This is a genomic window from Microbacterium sp. NPDC006705 (assembly GCF_044903545.1).
GTDB lineage: Bacteria > Actinomycetota > Actinomycetes > Actinomycetales > Microbacteriaceae > Microbacterium > Microbacterium plantarum.
The window spans coordinates 361,924-381,544 of the sequence record NZ_JBJDQQ010000002.1; the positions used below are offsets into that span (position 1 = coordinate 361,924).

Below are 19,621 nucleotides of genomic sequence, written 5' to 3' on the forward strand. Positions count from 1 at the left end.
CTGCGGGCGGTGAGGTGGGTCAGCCCGCCAGTCGCTGGCGGAGATCGGAGAGGCGAGAGGCGACGGTCGCGTCGATCACGTCGTCGCCGATCTCGATGCGCAGCCCCCCGACGACCGCGGGGTCGACGACGAGGTTGAGCGCGACGGGCGTGCCGTAGCGGTTCGAGAGGGTCTCGGCGAGGCGGGCGCGCTGCTGATCGCTGAGAGCGGTCGCCGTGCGAACGCTCGCGACGACGCGGCCGCGCTGGTCCGAGACGATGCGGATCGCCCGCTCGAGCAGCTGCCGCACACGGCGCTCACGCGGACGCTGCACGATCGACGAAGCGATGAGACGCGTTGCGGCACCGAAACGCCCGTCGAGAAGGCGCTCGATGAGAGCCCCCTTGGCCGAGGCCTCCCCCAGCCTGCTGCCGAGAGCGAGCTCGAGCTCGGGGTTCGCCGACACGGTGTGCAGCACACCGAACAGCTCGTTCTCGAGATCGCCCTGATCGGCGACGGCTGCGGCGCGGATCGCCAGTTCCTCGACGGCGTCGACGAAGTCGTCGACCGAGGACCAGCGCTGCGCGACGGCTGTGCGCAGCAGCGACACGGTCTGCGCCGCGAAGGCCGGACCGAACACGTCGCCGACGACCTTGTCGCGAGCCTGCGGCGAAGCCGCGTTGTCCGTCAGCGCGCCGCTCAGCTGCGGCGAGTCCGCCAGAGCCCGCGCCGCGACGAACAGCTCACCGGACACGTCGAGCGTGAGCCCGGGGGTCTCGGCGATGGCCGCCGTCGTCGCGACGAGTGCCTGAGTGGTCGCGCTGCCCATCAGTTCGACGCCTTCTCAGAAGCCTCGAGCTCGCTGAGGAAGCGGTCGACGACGGCCTGCGCCTTCTGGTCGTCGGACAGGGTCTCGCCGATGACGCCGCCGGCCAGGTCGAGAGCGAGCGTGCCGACCTCGCTGCGCAGCGAGACGACGGCAGCCTGGCGCTCGGCCTCGATCTGCGTGTGCGCGGCAGCGGTGAGACGCTCGGCCTCGGCCGATGCGTTCTGCTTCGCCTCGCTGACGATCTTGCGACCGTCCTCGCGAGCGGCGTCGCGGATCTCACCGGCCTCCTTGCGGGCCTCGGCCAGCTGAGCGGTGTACTCCTCGAGCGCTGCCTCCGCCTTGCGCTGCGCCTCGTCAGCCTTGGCGATGTTGCCCTCGATGGCCGCGCTGCGCGCGTCGAGCACCGTGGTGACACGGGGCAGCGCGTAGAAGACGACGACGAGAACGATGATGACGAAGCAGACGCCCGACCAGATGATGTCGTAGTAGGCGGGCAGCAGCGGGTTGCCGGAGCCCTCTTCGGCGGCGACGGTGAGCAGTGCGTCGACCATCATGCCTCCCTCTTGGTGAATGACGAGCGGATCAGAGCGCGTTGAAGATGAACGGCGTGGCGATGCCGATCAGCGCGAGGATCTCGATGAGGCCGATACCGATGAACATCGTCACCTGGAGGCGACCGGCGAGCTCGGGCTGACGGGCCGTCGACTCGATGGTCTTGCCGATCATGATGCCGAGGCCGATGGCCGGACCGATGGCGGCGAGGCCGTAGCCGACGGTTGCGATGTTTCCGGTGACGGCGGCAAGGATCGTCGTAGCGTCCACTGGATTTTTCCTTTCGTAGGGCGAGCAGCCGGGTGGCTGATCGTCAGTGCTCTTCGGCGACAGCGAGCTGGATGTAGACCGCGGTCAGGATGGTGAAGATGTATGCCTGCAGGGCGGCAACGAAGATCTCGAACAGGGTGAAGGCGAAACCCATCGCGAGGGTACCGGCCGACAGGATCGAGAACCAGTTGAAGCTCATCAGGAAGAACTGGGTGGCTGCGAAGAACAGCACGAGCATGAGGTGGCCGACCATCATGTTGGCGAGCAGTCGCAGGAACAGCGAGAAGGGCCGCGCGACGAAGATCGAGATGAGCTCGATCAGGGCGATCAGCGGCACGATCACGATCGGCACACCGCTCGGCACGAGCGAGTTCTTCAGGAAACGTCCGAGGCCGTGCTTCTTGAGGCCGGCGTAGACGAAGACGACGTATGCGACCAGCGCGAACATCAGCGGCGCGCCCGCGACCGCGGTGCCCGCGATGTTGAGGAACGGGATGATGCCCGTGAGGTTCAGGAAGAGGATCCCGAAGAACAGCGACGTCAGGATCGGAAGGAACCGCTTGCCGTCCTTCTCGCCCAGGACCTGATAGGCGACCTGCTCGCGCACGAAGCCGAAGCCCAGCTCGAGCACGCTCTGGAAGCGTCCCGGCACGACGGTCATGCGCCGTGCGCCGATCACGAGGATGAGCACCAGCACCGCGGTCGCGATCAACTGCACCATCGAGATCCGCGTGAACGCGAACGGAGTGCCTTCGAAGAGCAGGACCTCAGGGAAGAAGTCGCTGATGGAGGGCGGGTGGAATTCGTTGTCGGCCGCCATGGCGATCATTGCCGCTTGAGTCAACGGGTTGGCTCCAGCTTCTCGTGCCAGCGTGAACCAGCTCGGTAAGTATGAGAAGAGATCTCCACGGGGCCTCAGCGTCGCCGCTGCCCACCATCCGTGAAGTGCTGTGTCAGCCTATCAAACAACCGGGCACTGCCCGTCATCCGAATGCCTAGACGTCAGACTTCGGGGTTCGTCTCCGGCAGCGTCGTGTCCGATACGTGCGGCAGTCGCATCCGCGCCATCACGACGAGATCGACGGTGATCGCGCCGATCGCCGCAGCCACCAGGGCGAAGAAGAACATCGGCGACACGATCCACTCGATGCGGCTGATGACCAGGAGCGCCACGAGCACGAGGGCGAACTTGACCACCCAGCCGCCCATCACGATGCCGAAGTAGATCGGCAGGAACGTGTCCTGCCCGTACCACCGGTTGGCGATCAGGATGCTGAGCGCGGTGAGTGCGGGGAAGATGACTCCCACCGCCGCACCGATCACTCCGCTCCACGCACCCTCGGGTCCGGCGACGACCGCGCCCGCGACGGCGGCGACGACAGCGACGACGGCACCGACGATGAGGCCCCAGGTGAGCGCGGCACGCAGGATCGGCGTGCTCGAGAGGGTCTTCTGATTCATGAGTTCTCCACGGGTGAGGCATCCCGCGCGGACCGAGCGGGGATCAGGGTGACGACGAGGCACGCGGCGACGCCGAGGATGAGGAAGCCGAGGCCGAAGAGGTAGTCCCCCGGCCAGGCGGCGGTCGTGCCGATGTACATCAGCAGCACCGAGAGGCTGACGACCGTGGTCCAGGCGTAGAAGATCAGGACGGCGTCGCGGTCGCTGTGACCCATGTCGAGCATGCGGTGATGGAGATGCTTGCGGTCGGGCGAGAACGGCGACTTGCCCCGGGACATGCGGCGGATGACCGCCATCCCGAAGTCGAGCAGCGGCAGGAGGACCACGACGACCGGCAGCAGGATGGGGATGAACGCACCCAGCAGCTGCGAGCGGCCGAACACGTCGTTGTCACCCGTGGCCGGGACGAGGGTGCCCGTGACGAGGATGGCCGAGCAGCTCATGAGCAACCCGATCATGAGCGCTCCGGAGTCGCCCATGAACAGCTTCGCAGGGTTCCAGTTCAGCGGCAGGAAGCCCGCGCAGACCCCGAGCAGCACCACGGCGAGGAAGGAGGCGAGGTTCGCGTAGCTGCTCGCACCGAAGTCGCGACCGAGCAGGTAGGTGTAAGTGAAGAACACCCCGTTCGCGATCAGTGCCACGCCCGCCACGAGGCCGTCGAGACCGTCGATGAAGTTGACGGCGTTCATCACGACGACGATCGAGAAGACCGTGATCGTGAAGCTCGCGGAGCTCGAGACGACAGTCTGCCCGCCGAGCGGGATCGTGTACATCTGCACGCCCCCGAACCCGACCACGATCGCTGCGGCGCCGAACTGCGCGCCGAGCTTGATGAGCCAGTCGAGGTCCCACAGGTCGTCGGCGACGCCGACGACGACGATGAGGGCGGTCGCCGCCAGGATGGCCCAGATGGGCTCGGGTCTGGCCCAGAAGATCGAGAAGAAGGGAATCTGCGACGAAGTCAGGATGACGGCGGTGGCGCCGAGGAACATCCCGACGCCGCCGAGCCTCGGTGTCGGTGTCTTGTGGACGTCGCGCTCGCGGATCTCCGGATAGAGCTTGTAGCGCAGACTCACCCTCAGCACGAGCCAGGTCAGCCCGAAGGTGACGAGGGCCGTGACCACGAAGGTGGCCAGGTAGAGCCTCACGCGACGCTGCCGCCGGCGGTCTCTCCGCCGGTGACACCGGCCGAGCCCGACTCCATGGGCGTGCGATTCGCCGCCTCGGCATGCTCCGGCTCGACGTCGGGCTCGAGCAGGTCGCCGAGGACGTCGCGCAGAGCCTCACGTGTGACCGCCCCGTCACGCAGCACGCGCACCGGGGCGGGGTCGGGGCCGACGAGGGGCGTCGCGTCGATGATCGTCGATGCGACGCCGGTCGCCGCGGGGCCGCCGTCGAGATAGACCGACACGCTGTCGCCCAGCATCCGCACCGCGTCGTCGATCGTGACGGCGGCGTTCATCTTGGTGAGGTTCGCACTCGAGACGGCCAAGGGCCCGCACTCCTCCAGGAGCTCCAGGGCGAACCTGTCGGCGGGCATGCGCACGGCGACGGTCCCGCGGGTCTCCCCCAGATCCCACGACAGCGACGGCTGTGCCGGCAGGACGATCGTCAGGCCGCCCGGCCAGAAGGCCTCGACGAGCCGTTCGACGGGCTCGGGGACCTCGGCCACGAGCGCGCGCATCGTCGCGATGCCGGCGACGAGCACCGGGGGCGGCGACTGACGACCCCGTCCCTTCGCGGCGAGCAGCTTGGCGACGGCCGAGGCGCTGAAGGCGTCGGCGGCGACACCGTAGACGGTGTCGGTGGGCAGGACGATGAGATCGCCGCGACCGATGGCCTGGCGCGCCTGGCGCATGCCGGGGAGGACCTGGGTCTCGTCGCGGCAGTCGAAAACGGGAGACATGACCGCTCCAGTGTACGGCGGACCCCGGCCGCACTCAGGAGCGGATGGCCGTCGTGGTGCGGTCGCGCATCGTGAGGTCGGGATGCGTCGCGGTCGCCGACCACCCGTCGGAGGCCAGGATGCCGCGGATCGCGGCCCCCTGCAGCTCGCCATGCTCGATGACGATGCTGCCCCCGGGGTGCACCAGGCGGAGCCCGACGCGCGACAGGGTCCGCACGACGTCCAGGCCGTCCGCGCCGCCGTAGAGCGCCGCCGGCGGGTCCCACAGCCGCACTTCGGGATCGCGCGGGATCGCGTCGTCGGGCACGTACGGCGGGTTCGACACGAGCACCGAGACGGTGCCGTCGAGCTCCGGGAACGCGCGCTCGAGGTCGATGAAGGCGAGGCGGGCGTTCGGAGCCCCGACGAGGGCGAAGTTCTCCTTCGTCCAGATGAACGCGTCGACGGAATTCTCGGCGGCGTAGACGCGTGCGTGCGGCACCTCTGTCGCCAGAGCGAGGGCGATCGCTCCCGAACCGGTGCCCAGGTCGACCGCGACGGGCTCGGGGCCGGCCGCCGCGCGCAGCAGGTCGATCGCGATCTGAGCGACCGACTCCGTCTCGGGGCGCGGCACGAACACACCGGGGCCGACGCGGAGCTCGAGGTGGCGGAACGGCGCGACGCCGGTCAGATGCTGCAGGGGCTCGCGCGACGCGCGACGCGCGACCAGTTCAGCCAGTCGCGCGGCATCCTCGGCGCCGATCGCATCGCCGCGGAAGACGGCGGCCGACAGCTCGCCGCGGCCGACTCCCAGGACGTGTGCGGCGAGGAGCTCGGCGTCGACCTGCGGGGTCGGGACGAAGGCGGCCTCGAGCTCGGCGGTCGCGGCACGCAGGACCTCGGTCAGGGTCGGTGCGGGAAGGGGCGCGGTGCTCATGGCGCCGACAAGCCTAATCACGAGTGCGGATTCGTCACATTCGGCTCCCGTGGCGAAGGGCGACAATAGGCTGGGGCGACGATCCCGCCGCGACGCGGCATCCGCTCGAAAACCCGAAAGGCAGACATGTCCGACCCGGTCACTCACGGCATCCACCCCGACATCACCACCGCGTACGGCAACACGCCTCTCGTGCGGTTGAACCGCGTCAGCGAGGGCCTGCCGGGCACGGTTCTCGCGAAGCTCGAGTTCTACAACCCCGCGTCATCCGTCAAGGACCGTCTCGGCATCGCCATCGTCGATGCGGCCGAGAAGGCCGGTGCCCTGCAGCCCGGCGGCACGATCGTCGAGGGCACGAGCGGCAACACCGGCATCGCCCTGGCGATGGTCGGCGCGGCGCGGGGCTACCGCGTCATCCTCACGATGCCTTCCTCCATGTCGATGGAGCGTCGCCTCCTGCTCAAGGCCTACGGCGCCGAGCTCGTGCTCACCGACCCGTCGCTGGGCATGAAGGGCGCCGTGTCGGAGGCGGAGAAGATCGCCGCCGAGACGCCGGGCGCCGTCCTCGCGAAGCAGTTCGCCAACGAGGCCAACCCCGACATCCACCGCCGCACGACCGCGGAGGAGATCCTTCGCGACACCGATGGCCAGGTGGGCTACTTCGTCGCCGGCATCGGCACGGGCGGCACCATCACCGGCGTCGGCCAGGTGCTCAAGGAGCGCGTCGCCGATGTGAAGGTCGTCGCGGTCGAGCCGAAGGACTCGCCCCTCCTGACGGAGGGAAAGCCCGGCCCCCACAAGATCCAGGGCATCGGGCCCAACTTCATCCCGCCGATCCTCGACCAGGGCGTCATCGACGAGGTGCAGGACGTCACCTTCGACGACGCTGTCCGCGTCGCGCGCGAGGTGGCGCAGAAGGAGGGCATCCTCGTCGGCATCTCGTCGGGAGCCGCCGTCTGGGCCGCGCTCCAGGTCGCGGCACGTCCCGAGTCCGAGGGCAAGAACATCGTCGTGATCATCCCCTCGTTCGGTGAGCGCTACCTCTCGACCCCGCTGTTCGAGGACCTGCGCGAAGACTGATGGGAAGGCTCCGAGCACGCATCCGCGAAGACCTGGCCGCCGCGAAGCTCCGCGATCCCGCGGCTCGCAGCGGCATCGAGATCGCGCTGCTGTACCCGGGGCTGCACGCGGTCTGGTCGTACCGCATCACGCATCGGCTGTGGCTCCGGCGCGCGCGTTTCCTCGCGCGCGCCGGGTCGCAGCTGACCCGCTGGCTCACGGGGATCGAGATCCACCCGGGGGCGCGCATCGGCCGCCGGTTCTTCATCGACCACGGCATGGGCGTCGTGATCGGCGAGACCGCCGTCATCGGTGACGACGTCATGCTCTACCACGGGGTCACCCTCGGCGGCCGCACCCGTCATGCCGGCAAGCGGCATCCCACCCTCCAGGACGGCGTCGCCGTCGGCGCCGGCGCGAAGATCCTCGGTCCGATCACGATCGGCGCCCGAAGCGTCGTCGGCGCCAATGCGGTCGTCACGAAGGATGCCCCGGCCGACTCGGTGCTCGTCGGCGTCCCCGCCCGGCCGCGTGTCCGCCGCGAGGGCGAGGACACCCGCGCCGTCCTGACCGCCCCCGAGTACCACATCTGACTCCCCCCCTCTGCCCCGTCGGCTCGCCAGAAACGGCGGGTGCGGGGCCGGACGGATCCGCAGATCCCGGCGAGTCGACGCGCCGGCGGGAGGAGGAGCGGGGCTCAGTCGTCGGCGAGAGCCGCCAAGCGGGCCTCTTCGTCGGCGGCGATGCAGCTGTCGATGACCGGCGCGAGGGCGCCGTCCATCACCTGATCGAGGTTGTAGGCCTTGTACCCGGTCCGATGATCGGCGATGCGGTTCTCGGGGAAGTTGTACGTGCGGATGCGCTCGGAGCGGTCCATCCCACGGATCTGCGAGCGGCGGGCGTCGGATGCCGCGGCATCCCGCTCCTCCTGCTGCTTCGCGAGCAGCCGGGCGCGCAGTACGCGCATGCCGGCCTCGCGGTTCTGCAGCTGGCTCTTCTCGTTCTGCATCGAGACGACGATGCCCGTCGGCACGTGGGTGATGCGGACGGCCGAGTCGGTCGTGTTGACCGACTGCCCGCCCGGGCCGGACGAACGGAAGACGTCGATCTTCAGGTCGTTCGGGTCGATGGTGATCTCTTCGGGCTCATCGACCTCGGGGAACACGAGCACGCCGGTCGTCGAGGTGTGGATGCGCCCCTGCGACTCGGTGGCGGGCACACGCTGCACGCGGTGCACCCCGCCCTCGTACTTCAGGTGGGCCCACACCCCCTGCGACGGGTCGGACGACGAGCCCTTGATGGCGACCTGGACGTCCTTGTACCCGCCGAGGTCGGACTCGTTGCGCTCGAGCAGCTCGGTCTTCCATCCGCGCGAGGCGGCGTACTGCATGTACATCCGCAGCAGGTCGGCGGCGAAGAGAGCGGACTCCGCTCCCCCTTCGCCCTGCTTGATCTCCATGATGACGTCACGGGCGTCGTCGGGATCGCGCGGGATGAGCAGACGGCGAAGCCGCTCCTGCGCCTCGCGCAGCCCCTCCTCGAGCGCGGGCACTTCCGCGGCGAAGGCCTCGTCCTCGCGGGCGAGCTCGCGAGCCGCCGCGAGATCGTCGGATGCCGCGACCCACGCGTCGTGGGCCGCGACGATCCGCGACAGCTCGGCGTACCGCCGGTTCACGCGCTTCGCGCGCGCAGCGTCGGCGTGCACCGCGGGGTCGGAGAGCTCCTCCTGAACCGCGCGGTGCTCGTCGAGCAGCCCCCGGACCGACTCGAACACGATCAGCGGATGCTGTTGTCGTGCCCGCCGGAGTGCGTGGTCGGCGCCGGGATCGACTTCTGCATCTGCACGAGGAACTCGACGTTGGACTGCGTCTCCTTGAGCTTGTCGAGGATGACGCCCAGCGCGTGCTGCTGGTCGAGACCCGCGAGCGCACGGCGCAGCTTCCACGTGATCTTGACCTCGTCGGAGGAGAGGAGCATCTCTTCACGCCGCGTCGAGGAGGCGTTGACGTCGACGGCGGGGAAGATGCGCTTGTCGGCCAGCTGACGCGACAGGCGCAGCTCGCTGTTGCCCGTGCCCTTGAACTCTTCGAAGATGACCTCGTCCATCTTGGAGCCGGTCTCCACCAGCGCCGTCGCGAGAATCGTGAGCGAGCCGCCGTTCTCGATGTTGCGCGCTGCACCGAAGAAGCGCTTCGGCGGGTACAGCGCCGAAGCGTCGACACCACCGGTCAGGACGCGGCCCGACGTCGGGGCCGACAGGTTGTAGGCGCGACCGAGGCGCGTGATCGAGTCGAGCAGCACGACCACGTCGCGGCCGAGCTCGACGAGACGCTTGGCGCGCTCGATCGCGAGCTCGGCGACGGTCGTGTGGTCCTCGGCGGGACGGTCGAAGGTCGAGGCGATGACCTCGCCCTTCACCGTGCGCTGCATGTCGGTGACCTCTTCGGGCCGCTCGTCGACCAGCACGACCATGAGGTGGACCTCGGGGTTGTTCTGCGCGATCGCGCCGGCGATCTGCTGCAGCACGATCGTCTTGCCGGCCTTGGGCGGTGCGACGATGAGACCGCGCTGGCCCTTGCCGATGGGAGCGACGAGGTCGATGATGCGCTGGGTCAGCTTCTCGGGGCCGGTCTCGAGGCGCAGACGCTCCTGCGGGTACAGCGGCGTCAGCTTGCCGAACTCGACCCGGTCGGCGGCGTCCTCGACGGACAGGCCGTTGATCGAGTCGACCTTGACCAGCGCGTTGTACTTCTGACGGCTCGACTGCTCGCCCTCGCGCGGCTGCTTGATCGCGCCGACGACCGCGTCACCCTTGCGCAGGTTGTACTTCTTCACCTGTCCGAGCGAGACGTAGACATCCTGCGTACCGGGGAGGTAGCCGGTCGTGCGCACGAAGGCGTAGTTGTCGAGAACGTCGAGCACGCCGGCGATCGGGATGAGGACGTCGTCCTCGTTGATCTCGGTCTCGAACTCGTCGCCGCTGCCCTGGCCGCGGCGCTTGTTGCGCTGACGTCCCCGACCGTTCTGTCCCGAGGCGTCGTCATCATCGGCGGCGTTGTTGTTGCCGCCCTGGCCGTTGCCACCCTGGTTCTGGTTGCCGCCCTGGTTCTGGCCGGCCTGGCCCTGGCTGCCCTGCGCGTTGTCCTTGTTGCGGTTGCGGTTGCGGCTGCGCGAACGGCTGCGCGAACGGCCGGTCGACTCGCCTTCGCCCTCGCCGGAGTCGGACTTCGACGAGTCGTCGGAGGAGGCGTCGGCGTCCCGCGCCTGCTCGGCGGGAGCGTCGACGGCACCCTCCGCAGACGGAGCGTCAGCGGATTCGGTGGCCGCATCGCCCGCGGGGGCGGCTTCAGCCTCGGCCTCGGCCTCCTTCTTGGCATTGCGTCCGCGGCCACGGCCTCGCGCCGGCTTCTTCGGCGCCTCCGCGGGCTCCGCCTCGACGGCCTCGGCCGTGGCGTCAGACGCGCTCTCATCCGCGGCCGGCTGCGCGTCGGCGGCGACGGCGTCGGCTGCGGGAGCATCGGCGGTGGCCGGCGCATCGGTGGCGGCGGAGAGCTCCTCCGCTGCTGCCTCGGAGGCGGCGGCCGGGGTCTCGTCAGCGGCCGCCGCAGGCGCGGCATCCGTGCTCTTCGCGCGACGGGGTGCTCGCTTGCGCGGCGCCTTCGCCGGCTTCTCGGCGGGCTCAGCCGCCTCAGCGGGCTCGGCCACCTCGGCGGGGGCGGCCACCTCGGCGGGCGCCTGCTCGACGGGCGCCTCTTCGACGGGGGCGGCCTCCTCAGCGGGGGCAGCGTCCTCGACGGGGGCGGCCTCCTCAGCGGGCGTCTCGACGACGGCATCCTGCTGCTCGGTCGCCTCTTCGGCTGGGGCGTCGACGGTCTCGTCGATCGTCGGGTTCTCGGAGTTGGACTCCACGAGTGCTCCTCTTAAACGGTGGATATGACAGAACCGCGTCCAGCGCCGTCCACGGCGGGCGCCATCCACCTGCCACACGCGTCCGGCCGACGGCACGGGGTATGGATCAGGGGTGTTCGCGGTGATTCGCAGAATTGCGACGGAGGCTCAGATCACAAAGGTGTGGAACCCTCCGTATGGTCCCTCACCATACCACCGCGCACATCGACCGCCAGCATCCGCGCGTCCCACGGGGTGTCTGTGGTATGCGCGGCCACCTCGGCGGCCGCAAGACGTTGCCCCGGCCCGTCGGCGAGCACCAGGACGCTGGGGCCGGCACCCGACACGACCGCCGCGAACCCCTCGGCACGCAGAGCCCGGACGAGCTTGTCGGTCTCGACCATCGCCTGGGCGCGGTACGACTGGTGGAGCTTGTCCTCGGTGGCCGCGAACAGCAGGTCAGGGCTCTGCGTGAGAGCCGCGACGAGCAGCGCCGAACGCGAGAGATTGAAGATCGCGTCTTCGCGCGTGACCTGCAGAGGGTCGAACCCCCGCGCCACCGAGGTCGACATCGTGAAGTCGGGCACGAACACCAGCGGCGCGACGCCGCGGTGCACGAGCAGCTTCTTGTGCTGCGGGCCGTGCTCGTCGACCCAGGCGATCGTGAGGCCGCCGAACAGGGCCGGCGCGACGTTGTCCGGGTGGCCCTCGAGCTCTGTCGCGAGGCGCAGCAGCGCGTCGGCACCGATCTCCACGTCGCCCGCGAGGAGGCCCTTCGCCGCGAGGAGTCCCGATACGACTGCGGCGCCCGACGAGCCCATCCCCCGCCCGTGCGGGATCGCGTTGACCGCTTCGAGGCGCACGCCGGGCATCGTCCGCCCGAACGCCTCGTACGCGTAGGCCATCGCCCGCACGACGAGGTGCGAGGCGTCCGTCGGGACGTCGGCGGCTCCCTCGCCGGAAACGGTGATCTCGAGGCCGGGTGCCGGCAGCTCCGTGACGATCAGTTCGTCGTAGACGCTGAGCGCGAGACCCAGGGTGTCGAAGCCGGGACCGAGGTTGGCGCTGGTCGCGGGAACACGCACCTGAACCGAGCGGGTCATGCCGTCGCCTCCGGCGCGAGATCGAGCACGGATGCCACTTCCGACGTCGCCGCGTCGACGACGATCGGCTCGGCCTGAGTGCCGTCCGCGTTGCGGAGGGCCCACTGCGGGTCCTTCAGGCCGTGACCGGTGACGGTCAGCACGACGGTCGAGCCCGCGGGGATGACGCCCGCCTCGGCCCGGTCGAGCAGGCCGGCGACGGTGATCGCGGACGCGGGTTCGACGAACACGCCGGCCGTGCTCGCGAGGAGCTTCTGCGCCGCGAGGATGCGGTCGTCGTCGATGGCGCCGAACCAGCCCTGCGTCGCGTCACGGGCCTCGAGGGCGAGGTGCCACGAGGCCGGGTTGCCGATGCGGATCGCGGTCGCGATGGTGTCGGGGTCTCTCACGACCTCGCCGCGGACGAGCGGCGCCGATCCGGCGGCCTGGAAGCCGAACATCCGCGGAACGCGCGTCGCCGCCCCGCGGGCCGCCTCCTCGCGGTAGCCGCGAGCATGGGCCGTGTAGTTGCCGGCGTTGCCGACGGGCACGAAGTGGAAGTCCGGCGCGTCGCCCAGCTGCGACACGATCTCGTACGCCGCGGTCTTCTGCCCGTCGATGCGATCGGGATTGACGGAGTTGACCAGGTGCACCGGATAGTGGTCGGCCAGTTCGCGCGCGATCTCGAGACAATCGTCGAAGTTGCCGCGGATCTGGATGAGACGGCCGCCGTGCGCGACCGCCTGACTCAGCTTGCCCATCGCGATCCTGCCCTCGGGGACGAGGACGGCAGCTGCGATTCCGGCGTGGGCGGCGTAGGCCGCAGCAGAGGCCGACGTGTTGCCCGTCGAGGCGCAGATGACGGCCTTCGCCCCGTGCTCGACGGCGCGCGAGAGCGCGACCGTCATCCCGCGGTCCTTGAACGACCCCGTCGGGTTCATGCCCTCGAACTTCACCCAGACGTCGGCGCCGGTGCGCCGCGAGAGCTCGCGAGCGGGCACCAGCGGCGTACCGCCCTCGCCGAGCGTCACGATCGTCGACGATTCGGTGACGTCGAGACGGTCGGCGAACTCGCGCAGGACCCCCTGCCACACGTGTGCCATGTCAGTCTCCCTCGACCCGGAGCACCGAGACGACGCGCTTGACGACGCCGCTCTCGCCGAGCGAGGCGACAGCGTCGCTGAGGTCCTGCTCGCGGGCGGTGTGCGTGCCGATGACCAGGCGGGCCGTCTGCACGTCGCCGTCGGCGACGATCGTCTGCTCGAGCGTCGCCACCGAGACGTTGCCGTCGCTGAGCAGTCCCGCCACCGCGGCGAGGACGCCCGAGCGGTCGTCGACCTCGAGGGTGATCTGGTAGCGCGTGGTGACGTGACCGATCGGGACGACCGGCAGGTTCGCCCGCGTCGACTCCCCCACGCCCACACCGCCGGCGATGTGGCGGCGGGCCGCCGATACAACGTCGCCCAGCACAGCCGACGCGGTCTGCACCCCGCCCGCGCCCGCGCCGTAGAACATGAGGTCGCCCGCGGCCTCCGCCTGGACGAACACGGCGTTGTTGGCTCCGTGCACGCTCGCGAGCGGGTGCTCGCGCGGCACGAGCGCGGGGTAGACGCGCACCGAGATCGTCTCGCCCGACGGCGACACCTCGGCATCGGCGAGGCGCTCGCACACGGCGAGGAGCTTGATGACGAAGCCGGCCTTGCGCGCGGCATCCATCATGTCGGCGTCGATCTGGGTGATGCCCTCGCGGTGCACCGCATTCAGCGGCACGGCGGTGTGGAAGGCGAGCGACGCGAGGATCGCGGCCTTCTGAGCAGCGTCGTACCCCTCGACGTCGGCGGTCGGGTCGGCCTCGGCGTACCCGAGCGCCTGCGCGTCGGCCAAGACGTCGGCGAAGTCCGATCCCTCGCGGTCCATGCGATCGAGGATGTAGTTCGTCGTTCCGTTGACGATGCCCATGATGCGCTGCACCCGGTCGCCGGCGAGCGAGTCGCGCAGCGGGCGGATGATCGGGATGGCGCCGGCGGCCGCAGCCTCGTAGTAGATCGACGCGCCCACCTGGTCGGCCGCTTCGAACAGCTCGGGTCCGTGCGTGGCGAGCAGCGCCTTGTTCGCCGTGACGATGTCGGCTCCGGCGCCGATGGCCTTCAGGATGCTCGTGCGCGCGGGCTCGATCCCGCCCATCAGCTCGATGACGATGTCGGAGCCGACGAGGAGCGGCTCGGGATCGGTGGTCAGCAGCTCGCGCGGCAGCTCGACGTCGCGCGGCGCGTCGATGTCGCGCACCGAGATGCCGACGAGGTCGAGGGCGGCTCCGGCGCGATCGGCCAGTTCGTCTCCGTGCTTGAGCAACAGGGCGGCGACCTGCGAGCCGACGGCGCCGGCTCCGAGCAGGGCCACGCGCAGGCGGCGGTAGTCCGTCATTCGGCTCCTTCTGTGGGGATGCCCGCGTCGCGGGCGAGCAGGTCGTCGATCGTCTCGCCGCGGACGATCACCCGGGCTACGCCGTTCGAGACGGCGACGACGGGCGGGCGCGGGACGTAGTTGTAGTTGCTGGCGAGCGAGTAGCAGTAGGCACCCGTCGCCGGGACAGCCAGCAGATCGCCCGGAGTGACGTCGGCGGGCAGGTATTCGGCGTCGACGACGATGTCGCCCGATTCGCAGTGCCGACCCACGACACGCGAGAGCGCGGCGGGCGCGTCGCTGCGACGGTTCGCGACTCGTGCCGAATAGGCCGCGCCGTATAGGGCGGGCCGTGCGTTGTCGCTCATGCCGCCGTCGACGCTGACGTACAGGCGCTCGAGCTCGTCGCTGACGCGGACCGGCTTGGTGGTGCCGACCTCGTACAGGGTCACCCCGGCGCGGCCGACGATGGCCCGACCGGGCTCGAAGGCGAGCATCGGCAGCGGGATGCCGTGGGCCTCGCACTCGCGAGCGACGGCCGCGACGATGCCGTCGGCCAGCTCTTCGATCGGGGTCGGGTCGTCGACGCTCGTATAGGCGATGCCGAAGCCGCCGCCGAGATTGAGCACCGGAACCTCGCCGCCGCCGAGAAGGCGGGCGTGGACGGCCACGAGCCGTGACGCCGACTCGGCGAAGCCCGCCGTACCGAAGATCTGCGATCCGATGTGGCAGTGGAGCCCGAGGAAACGCAGCGAGGGCAGCTCGCGGATGCGAGCGACCACGGCCTCGGCATCCGTGAGCGCGAAGCCGAACTTCTGGTCCTCGTGGGCCGTCGCGAGGAAGTCGTGGGTCTCGGCGTGCACGCCGCTGTTGACCCGGACCAGCACGGGCTGGACCGCCCCGCGTGCGGCGGCGATCTCGGCGAGCCGGTCGATCTCGACGAGGCTGTCGACGATGACGGAACCGACTCCGAGTTCGACGGCGCGCGCGAGCTCGAGGCGCGACTTGTTGTTGCCGTGCAGTCCGATGCGCGCCGGATCCGCTCCCGCAGCCAGGGTGACGGCGAGCTCACCGCCGGTCGCGACGTCGACCGCGAGCCCTTCCGCCGTCACCCATCGCACGATCTCGGTGCTCAAGAACGCCTTGCCGGCGTAGTACACCCGAGCGCTCGTGCCGTGGCGTGCGGCGGCGGCGTCGAATGCCTGACGGACGCGACGCGCCTGCGCCACGACGGCATCCTGGTCGAGCACGTAGAGCGGCGTGCCGAACTGAGCGGCGAGGTCGGTCGTCGCGATGCCGCCGATGGACAGCGCACCGAGGTCGTCGCGCTCGGCGCGGGGCGGCCAGACGGCTTCGACCAGCTCGTTGACGTCAGCGGGAGGGAGCAGCCATTCCGGTACGGCAGGGCGGACGTCGGACGCGGACACGGGAACACCAATCGGGAGAGACGCTGACCGTCCGGCAGACGGGGCCGCGACGGTGCCGCCAGTCTAGGACACCCGCCGCGCGGGCTCCGCCGGTGTGACCGCCCGCGACAGACGCGGCCGTGAGCCCGCTCACGAGAGCGACGAGGGCGCGTCCTCTTCCGCGAGCCGGGCGACGGCCCGGCGGATCCGCGCCGCCCGCGCAGCATCCGACGGCGCGCTCAGGACAGGATGCAGGACGGAGTACCGCTCGGCGGCGCGGAGCGCGGCGAACCGGCGGGATGCCGCGGGCGACGCCGCGAGCGCAGCCTCGAGGTCCGCCGGCACCGCGGCCCCGGCCTGGCCTGCGTAAGCGCGTTCCCAGCGCCCGTCGGCCTGCGCACGCTCGACCTCCATCCGGCCGCGGGGACGCATGCGCCCCTCCGCGACCAGCCGCTCGATGATCCCCACATTGCGGAGCGACCAGATCGAACGGGCGCGGCGCGGCGTGAAGAGCTGCAGGAAGGTGGCCTCATCGCGGGAGTTGCGCCGCCCGTCGATCCAGCCGCTGCAGAGCGCCTCGTCGAGCGCCTCGGCGTACGTCAGCGACGTCGGCTCCGTCACGTTCTTCTTCGCGAGCACCAGCCGCACGCCGTCGGAGTCGGACTCGTGCGCGTCGAGCCAGGCTCGCCACGCGGCCGCATCCGAGACGACGAGGAGAGCCGGGCCTCCGTCGTCCGCTGTCATGAGCACTCCACGCTTGTAGCCTGGCGCAGGAGGCGATGATGGGCAATGGAACGCGCGAACCGGCCGGACTCGACGAGCGTATCGGTGCGCTGAAGGAACGCATCTATGCGACGGTGACCGGGCTGGCGATCCTGGCGGGACTCCTCACGGCCGAGCACGTCACGGTCACCGAGTCGATCTTCGCCCTCGCGGTCGGCATCTTCGCGATCGCGGCCGCCGGCTTCGTCGCCGAAGTCATCGCCCATCAGATCGGGCATCGCCAGTTCCCGAGCGGACGAGAGCTGGCGGTCATGGCGCGCACGGCCGTGGTCGCCCTCGGAACCGCGTCGCTCCCCCTGCTCGCGCTGCTGCTCGCCCTGCTCGACCTCATCGACCTCGACACGGCGCTGATCATCGGGATCATCGCCGACGCGGCGGTGCTGGTCGGTGTCGTGCTGCTCGCCAGTGCGCGCACGGGCCTGACCGCGCTGCAGCGCCTGGTCGCATCCGCGCTGCTGCTCGGGCTGGTCGCGGCGGTCGCCGTCGCGCTTCTCCTCGCTCACGGCCACTGAGCCGGGGCAGGCGTCCGGGTGGGGCGGCCGGCTCAGGCGCAGGTGCCGTCGGCCTGAAGCGCCGGATCGCGGATGATCGCTCCGTCGACATCGACCTCGGCCACCAGCGCGCCGGGTTCCACGCGCACCTCGCGCAGCGTCAGCCCGGCGGGAAGGCGATCGCGGATGCAGATCGGGTAGTCGCGCAGCACGCCGTCGGCGGCCGAGCCGAATCGCTGGCGGAGATCGTCGCCGGTCAGCGCCGCGCCACCGAGCCGGACAGCAGTGGGCGTCAGGACGATGTCACCGTCTGCAGCGCTCGGCGTCAGGTCGAGCCCGAGCGGAACCGAGAGGGCGAACAGCGGCATCTCGACGTCGACCGTCACGTTCGGCGGATCCAGCGTGACCCCCGCACCTGAGACGCCGGAGACCTGCGATAGCAGGGTCTCGAGCTGGTCCTCCGCGAAGACCACCGTCGCCCCCGCCGATCCGATGTCGCCTCCGTCGGCTCGAATGGGAACATCGGTCGCGCGCACCGACACGTCGGCCACGACGTCGCCGAGCGGGATCCCGTCGCTCGCCACATCGAGACGGTCGAGCCGGCCCCCGATGACCTGGGGCAGCACCGGCTCGTCGAAGCCGACGTCGATCTGCTGGTCCTCGGGCAGTGCGAGCCGGGTGATCACCTGCTCGCGCACGGTATTCGTGAGGATGCTGCGCGTGATGCTCTCAGCGACGAACCACGCGGCGATCGCAAGGCCGACGACCACGACGAGAGCGATGATCCACGGCAGCGCCCGCCGCCGTCGCTTCGGCGGCACGGCGACAGCCTCGGGCAGCGGAAGGGTGGGCTGAGTGGCACCGCTCACGTCGGTCACATCCGTTCGGGGGCGCTGACACCCAAGAGGTCGAGCCCGTTGCGCAGCACCTGCCCGGTGGCGTCGTTGAGCCAGAGGCGAGTGCGGTGGAGGTCGGTGACCTCTTCGTCTCCGAGCGGCGTGACACGGCAGGTGTCGTACCAGCGGTGGTAGAGGCTCGCGAGCTCCTCGAGGTACCGGGCGACCCGGTGCGGCTCGCGCAGCTCGGCAGCGAACGCCACGATGCGCGGGAACTCCTGGAGCGCGCCGAGGAGAGCCGACTCGGTCTCGTGGTCGAGCAGCTCCGGGGCGAACGCATCGCGGGTGACCCCGGAGTCGGCGGCGTTGCGCGCGACGTTGTGCGTGCGGGCGTGCGCGTACTGCACGTAGAACACGGGGTTGTCGTTCGTGCGCTTCTGCAGGATCTCGGGATCGAGGGTCAGCGGCGAGTCGGCGGGGTAACGCGCGAGCGAGTAGCGCAGCGCGTCGGTGCCGAGCCAGTCGCGCAGGTCGTCGAGCTCGATGATGTTGCCCGCACGCTTGGACAGACGCGCACCGTTGACCGAGACGAGCTGGCCGATCAGCACCTCGATGTCCTTCTCGGGGTCGTCACCGGCCGCGCCTGCGAGGGCCTTCAAACGGTGGACGTAGCCGTGGTGATCAGCGCCCAGCAGGTAGATCTTGTGCGCGAAACCGCGGTCGCCCTTGTTCAGGTAGTAGGCGGCATCGGCGGCGAAGTAGGTGTACTCGCCGTTGGAACGACGGATGACGCGGTCCTTGTCGTCACCGAAGTCGGTCGTCCGCACCCAGACGGCGTCGTCCTGATCGAAGACGTGTCCCTGCGCACGCAGCCGGTCCACGGCCTGGTCGACGAGACTCGGTCCACCGTCGGCGGGGGTCGCGTGCAGCAGCCGCTCGCTGAAGAACACGTCGAAGTGCACGTTGAACTTCTCGAGCGAGTCCTTGAGGTCGGCCATCTGGAGCTCGTAGCCGAGGTCGAGAGCGACCTGCTCCTGCTCCTCGAGGGCGAGGGTCAGCAGATCCGGGCGCGCCGACAGCACCCGCTGGGCGAGGTCGTCGATGTACGCGCCGGGGTAGCCGTCCTCGGGCGTGGGCTCTCCCTTGGCGCTCGCGAGCACGGAGCGGCCGAACCGCTGCATCTGCGCTCCCGCGTCGTTGATGTAGAACTCGCGGACGAGCTCGGCCCCACTGGCGAGCAGGAGACGGGCGATCGCGTCGCCGAGCGCCGCCCAGCGCGTGTGCCCGATGTGCATCGGACCGGTGGGGTTCGCGCTCACGAACTCGAGATTGATCGAGTTGCCGGCCTGGCTGTCGTTGCGGCCGAACGCGGCCCCCGCCTCGACGATCTCGCGGGCGAGCGCGCCGGCGGCGGCGGCATCCAGGCGAATGTTGATGAACCCGGGGCCGGCGACCTCGACGGATGCCACCCCCGGCGTCTCGGCGAGCGCCGCGGCGATCTCGGCGGCGAACTCACGCGGGTTCGCACCGACACGCTTGGCCAGCTTCATCGCCGCGTTGGACGCCCAGTCGCCGTGGTCCCGGTTCTTGGGGCGCTCGAACACGAAGTCGGCGGCGGTGAGACCATCGCTCGAGCCGGGGCGTCGCGCCTCGGCGAGCGGGGCGACGACGGACAGGAGGGCTTCGGCAAGAGCATCGGGATTCATAGCCCTCCGATTCTAGGCGGGCGGCCACGGGCCCGATGCTGAACGTCTCGCGGA

20 protein-coding genes are annotated in these 19,621 nt (G+C 70.2%); 3 read left to right on the forward strand and 17 right to left on the reverse strand.

Annotated elements, in window-relative coordinates; genetic code table 11:
* Window positions 1-19: 19 nt before the first annotated feature.
* The 8 genes from ACI2K6_RS12265 to prmC all read right to left on the reverse strand — a co-directional run bounded on the left by ACI2K6_RS12265 (window position 20) and on the right by prmC (window position 5,913).
* Window positions 20-808: a F0F1 ATP synthase subunit delta gene (locus tag ACI2K6_RS12265; RefSeq protein WP_112617263.1), complete on the reverse strand. Its 789-nt coding sequence runs from the start codon at window positions 806-808 to the stop codon at window positions 20-22.
* Window positions 808-1,359, reverse strand: coding sequence for a F0F1 ATP synthase subunit B (locus tag ACI2K6_RS12270; protein WP_112617572.1), 552 nt, complete (start codon window positions 1,357-1,359; stop codon window positions 808-810). Before ACI2K6_RS12270 ends, ACI2K6_RS12265 begins: the two co-directional genes overlap by 1 nt.
* A gap of 31 nt (window positions 1,360-1,390) precedes the next feature.
* Complete coding sequence (gene atpE / locus ACI2K6_RS12275; RefSeq protein WP_091502856.1) at window positions 1,391-1,630, reverse strand: F0F1 ATP synthase subunit C; 240 nt, start codon at window positions 1,628-1,630, stop codon at window positions 1,391-1,393.
* A 43-nt stretch (window positions 1,631-1,673) separates the two neighbouring features.
* Window positions 1,674-2,450 carry a F0F1 ATP synthase subunit A gene (gene atpB / locus ACI2K6_RS12280; protein WP_309300110.1) on the reverse strand — a complete coding sequence of 259 codons (777 nt, stop codon included), beginning with the start codon at window positions 2,448-2,450 and terminating at the stop codon, window positions 1,674-1,676.
* 182 nt (window positions 2,451-2,632) lie between these two features.
* Entirely contained in the window at window positions 2,633-3,091 is a 459-nt protein-coding gene (locus ACI2K6_RS12285; protein WP_112617265.1) for a hypothetical protein, read from the reverse strand.
* Entirely contained in the window at window positions 3,088-4,239 is a 1,152-nt protein-coding gene (locus tag ACI2K6_RS12290) for an MraY family glycosyltransferase (RefSeq protein WP_404568738.1), read from the reverse strand. The genes ACI2K6_RS12285 and ACI2K6_RS12290 overlap by 4 nt, the downstream gene beginning before the upstream one ends.
* Window positions 4,236-4,997, reverse strand: a complete 762-nt coding sequence (locus ACI2K6_RS12295; protein ID WP_112617267.1) for an L-threonylcarbamoyladenylate synthase — start codon at window positions 4,995-4,997, stop codon at window positions 4,236-4,238. Before ACI2K6_RS12295 ends, ACI2K6_RS12290 begins: the two co-directional genes overlap by 4 nt.
* Window positions 4,998-5,031: 34 nt before the next feature.
* Window positions 5,032-5,913, reverse strand: a complete 882-nt coding sequence (prmC, locus tag ACI2K6_RS12300) for a peptide chain release factor N(5)-glutamine methyltransferase (protein WP_323986157.1) — start codon at window positions 5,911-5,913, stop codon at window positions 5,032-5,034.
* A gap of 126 nt (window positions 5,914-6,039) precedes the next feature.
* Between prmC and cysK the strand changes: the two genes are divergently transcribed.
* Window positions 6,040-6,993, forward strand: coding sequence for a cysteine synthase A (gene cysK, locus ACI2K6_RS12305; protein ID WP_269267732.1), 954 nt, complete (start codon window positions 6,040-6,042; stop codon window positions 6,991-6,993).
* Window positions 6,993-7,565 (forward strand): serine O-acetyltransferase EpsC, encoded by a 573-nt coding sequence (epsC, locus tag ACI2K6_RS12310; RefSeq protein WP_323986160.1) that lies wholly within the window; start codon window positions 6,993-6,995, stop codon window positions 7,563-7,565. Before cysK ends, epsC begins: the two co-directional genes overlap by 1 nt.
* 104 nt (window positions 7,566-7,669) lie before the next feature.
* Here the strand turns inward: epsC and prfA are convergent, their stop codons facing one another.
* The 7 genes from prfA to ACI2K6_RS12345 all read right to left on the reverse strand — a co-directional run bounded on the left by prfA (window position 7,670) and on the right by ACI2K6_RS12345 (window position 16,495).
* The gene (gene prfA, locus ACI2K6_RS12315; protein WP_112617271.1) at window positions 7,670-8,746 is read right to left on the reverse strand and encodes a peptide chain release factor 1; all 1,077 of its coding nucleotides are present in this window, start codon (window positions 8,744-8,746) and stop codon (window positions 7,670-7,672) included.
* 2 nt (window positions 8,747-8,748) lie between these two features.
* Entirely contained in the window at window positions 8,749-10,881 is a 2,133-nt protein-coding gene (gene rho, locus ACI2K6_RS12320) for a transcription termination factor Rho (protein WP_282501312.1), read from the reverse strand.
* A 152-nt stretch (window positions 10,882-11,033) separates the two neighbouring features.
* Window positions 11,034-11,963 (reverse strand): homoserine kinase, encoded by a 930-nt coding sequence (thrB, locus tag ACI2K6_RS12325; protein ID WP_112617273.1) that lies wholly within the window; start codon window positions 11,961-11,963, stop codon window positions 11,034-11,036.
* Window positions 11,960-13,045 carry a threonine synthase gene (gene thrC / locus ACI2K6_RS12330; RefSeq protein ID WP_282501313.1) on the reverse strand — a complete coding sequence of 362 codons (1,086 nt, stop codon included), beginning with the start codon at window positions 13,043-13,045 and terminating at the stop codon, window positions 11,960-11,962. Before thrC ends, thrB begins: the two co-directional genes overlap by 4 nt.
* Before the next feature lies 1 nt (window position 13,046).
* Window positions 13,047-14,366 carry a homoserine dehydrogenase gene (locus ACI2K6_RS12335; RefSeq protein ID WP_269267739.1) on the reverse strand — a complete coding sequence of 440 codons (1,320 nt, stop codon included), beginning with the start codon at window positions 14,364-14,366 and terminating at the stop codon, window positions 13,047-13,049.
* Entirely contained in the window at window positions 14,363-15,772 is a 1,410-nt protein-coding gene (gene lysA, locus ACI2K6_RS12340; protein ID WP_282501314.1) for a diaminopimelate decarboxylase, read from the reverse strand. The genes ACI2K6_RS12335 and lysA overlap by 4 nt, the downstream gene beginning before the upstream one ends.
* Window positions 15,773-15,901: 129 nt before the next feature.
* Window positions 15,902-16,495 carry a YdeI family protein gene (locus ACI2K6_RS12345; protein WP_274178800.1) on the reverse strand — a complete coding sequence of 198 codons (594 nt, stop codon included), beginning with the start codon at window positions 16,493-16,495 and terminating at the stop codon, window positions 15,902-15,904.
* Between the two features lie 35 nt (window positions 16,496-16,530).
* Here ACI2K6_RS12345 and ACI2K6_RS12350 point away from each other — a divergent pair, with 35 nt between their 5' ends.
* Entirely contained in the window at window positions 16,531-17,046 is a 516-nt protein-coding gene (locus tag ACI2K6_RS12350; RefSeq protein WP_282501315.1) for a hypothetical protein, read from the forward strand.
* Window positions 17,047-17,078: 32 nt separating this feature from the next.
* Here ACI2K6_RS12350 and ACI2K6_RS12355 read toward each other — a convergent pair whose 3' ends face one another.
* Window positions 17,079-17,894: a DUF2993 domain-containing protein gene (locus ACI2K6_RS12355; protein WP_282501316.1), complete on the reverse strand. Its 816-nt coding sequence runs from the start codon at window positions 17,892-17,894 to the stop codon at window positions 17,079-17,081.
* A 5-nt stretch (window positions 17,895-17,899) separates the two neighbouring features.
* Window positions 17,900-19,567 (reverse strand): arginine--tRNA ligase, encoded by a 1,668-nt coding sequence (locus ACI2K6_RS12360; protein WP_282501317.1) that lies wholly within the window; start codon window positions 19,565-19,567, stop codon window positions 17,900-17,902.
* Window positions 19,568-19,621 lie beyond the last annotated feature (54 nt).